This is a genomic window from uncultured Enorma sp. (assembly GCA_905210055.1).
Taxonomy (GTDB): domain Bacteria; phylum Actinomycetota; class Coriobacteriia; order Coriobacteriales; family Coriobacteriaceae; genus Enorma.
The window spans coordinates 1-2,844 of record CAJLVH010000185.1 but is presented as its reverse complement, the minus strand read 5'-3'; the positions used below and the strand labels follow the sequence as shown (position 1 = coordinate 2,844).

The following is a 2,844-nucleotide window of genomic DNA, read 5'->3' as shown; positions in this document are numbered from 1 at the left end:
GAACGCTGGCGAACCGATCGGCCTGCGACGGCGCCGCAACCTCGGGCTGATAAGCGAACGGGTCGCCAGCAGGCGTGGCCTCGGCGGGGGCATCATATGCCGTTTGGTTGAACAGGGACGCTTGCGAGTCCTCGGCGGGCGAGGAATACGCGAAGTGGGAAGCGGGATCCGGTACGTTCACCGGCGCCATGTCCCGCCCCTCTTCGGGTGTACGGAAGTGGTTGCCCACTGCAGCTCCTCCAAGTCGTGCGATTGAGGTACATACGGGGATTATTTTAGCAGGAAGAGCGCACGCACACAGAAAAGGCGCAGTGAACAGGCAACGACAACCCCTGGCGCTTGTCCACCGCACGCGGTTTTCGGCAGGCAGTTCTCACTGAATCGCCCTTATACGACAGAATCGCCCCGTAGAGAGGCGATTCTGTCGAAAAAGGCGCTTCAGTGGAGTGAAATCCTAGGCCGGACGGCGCTGCCCTACTTCCCGAGCAGCTCCTTCGCGCGCTCGACGATGCCAGCGGCATCGAGCTTATAGTACGCGAGCAGCTCGGCGGCACTGCCGGACTGACCGAACGTGCTGAGCCCCAGGCGAGACACCGGCACGGGATGCTTCTCGGAGAGCAGCTCGGCCACAGCGGAACCCATGCCGCCATAGATGCTGTGCTCCTCGACGGTGAGCACGCGACCCGTCTTCGCGGCGGAGGCGATGATCGTCTCCTCATCGAGCGGCTTCACGCTGAAAACGTCGACGACCTCGGCGGAGATGCCCTCCTCGGCAAGCAGCTCGGCAGCCTTGAGCGCGTGCGCGACCTCGACGCCGCACGCCATGATCGAGATGTCGGTGCCCTCGCGCGGAACGCCCGCAAACGGGAGGGCGCAGGTGAAGCTCTCATCGTAGACCTCGGGCAGCGGCTCGCGCCCAAGGCGCACGTAGACAGGGCCGGGGGTCTTCGCCGCGAAGCGAATCGCCGCCGCGGCGCTCGCATAGTCAGCGGGAACGAGCACGCGCATGCCGGGGAGCACGCGCATGAGCGCGATATCCTCGAGCATCTGGTGCGTCGCGCCGTCGGCACCCACGGTGATGCCGGAGTGCGTGGGACAAATCTTCACGTTGAGACCGGAATCGCATACGGTGTTGCGGATCTGCTCCCAGCAGCGACCAGTGCCGAACACGGAGAACGAACCCGTGAAGACCGTGCGCCCGGTAAGCGAGAGGCCGGCTGCGACGCCGATCATGTTCTGCTCCGCGATGCCCACGTCGACCAGGCGGTCGGGATAGGCGGCGCCGAGCTTCGCCGTCGTGGTGGAGCCGCACAGGTCCGCGTCCACCGCCATGATGTCCATGCCCTCTTCGACGAGCTTCACCAGGGTCTCGCCGAAGGCTGCGCGCGTTGCCTTTGCCATCGCTTACGCCTCCTTTGCCACGGCAGCGAGTGCCTCGGCTGCTGCATCGATTTCCTCCAGCGCACGCGCTGCTTCCTCGGCATTCGGCGCCACGCCGTGCCAGTTGGCCTGATCTTCCATGAAGGAGACGCCCTTGCCCTTGATGGTGGGGCAGATGATGGCGCACGGCGCGCCCTGCGTTGCGACCGCCTCTTCGAGCGCCGCGCGGATCGCCGGGATATCGTGGCCGTTCTCGAGCACGATGACATTCCAGCCGAACGCACGGAACTTCTCATCGAGCGGCTGCACGGCGCAGACATCGCTCACATGACCGTCGATCTGCAGGTTGTTGCTGTCGACGATAGCGATGAGGTTGTCGATCTTGCGGTGGCCGGCGAACATCGCGGCCTCCCAGTTCTGACCCTCCTGGAGCTCGCCATCACCCGTGAGCACGAACACGCGCTGAGGCTCGGAACCATCGCGCGCAGCGTCGAGCGCGAGGCCCATGGCCATGCCGCACGCGATCGAAAGCCCCTGGCCGAGCGAGCCGGAGCAGACCTCTACGCCGGGGCAGAGGTGGCAATCGGGATGACCCTGCAGACGGCTGCCGAGCTTGCGGAGCGTGACGAGCTCCTCATGCGGGAGGTAGCCGATCTGCGCGAGAGTGGCATAGAGCACGGGGGCGGCGTGACCCTTCGAGAGCACGAAGCGGTCGCGCGCGGGGTTCTCCGGATCTGCCGGATCGTAGCCGAGCGCGCCGGAAAAGAAGAGTGTCGCCATGATGTCCGTCGCGGAAAGCGACCCGCCCGGGTGCCCGCTGCCCGCCGACGCGAGCATCTCGATCTCGTCGCGGCGCATGCGATTCGCGATAAGGGCGATCTCCGCATCGCTTCGCACGCACGCGCTCCTGAGCTGATCTGTTGCCATGTCCATCCCTTCGTATGAGAGGTCCCCCTATGACGAGACCAATCATACCAGCTGCGACGCGTCACGCGGCCAAACGATGCTCCTGCACCATCTTTTCGCAACGCGCCGCGCTCGGCGCGGGCATGTATAAATACCCCAGGGATTATGGCAGATGCGCCTGGTTATGGCACATGCGCCTATACCGTGAACTCCTTGAAGCCATACCCGATGGCCTCGCTCACGTCGGTAAACATGATGATGGCGTTGGGGTCGTACTCGTAAACGATGGTCTTCACGAGCGTGACCTCGCTCCTGCTCGTAATGAGTAGAATGACCGGACGATCCTTGCCGGTGTAACCGCCGCGCGCCATGAGCTCGGTACAGCCGCGATCGAGCTCGTCGAAGATGCCCTGCTTGATGTCCTCCCATGCGTCGGACACGATGAACGCAGCGCGCTGGCGGTTGCCGCCATCGACCACGATATCCACCACGTAACCCATGAGCACCATGGCGAGCGCCGCGTACAGCGCCTGCTCGAGCGAGAAAACCGGAGCGGAG

The 2,844-nt window shown here is 64.6% G+C and carries 3 protein-coding genes and 1 pseudogene; all 4 read right to left on the bottom strand.

Going from position 1 to position 2,844, the window contains the following annotated elements:
• A pseudogene (locus QZ079_RS08950) lies at positions 1-190 on the bottom strand (cell division ATP-binding protein FtsE); the annotation flags it as partial.
• A gap of 284 nt (positions 191-474) precedes the next feature.
• Positions 475-1,401 carry a transketolase family protein gene (locus QZ079_RS08945; RefSeq protein WP_291290108.1) on the bottom strand — a complete coding sequence of 309 codons (927 nt, stop codon included), beginning with the start codon at positions 1,399-1,401 and terminating at the stop codon, positions 475-477.
• Between the two features lie 3 nt (positions 1,402-1,404).
• Positions 1,405-2,307: a transketolase gene (locus tag QZ079_RS08940; RefSeq protein ID WP_297037503.1), complete on the bottom strand. Its 903-nt coding sequence runs from the start codon at positions 2,305-2,307 to the stop codon at positions 1,405-1,407.
• A gap of 176 nt (positions 2,308-2,483) precedes the next feature.
• Positions 2,484-2,844: YitT family protein (locus QZ079_RS08935; RefSeq protein WP_297037502.1), on the bottom strand; the 361-nt coding region annotated here is incomplete at its 5' end.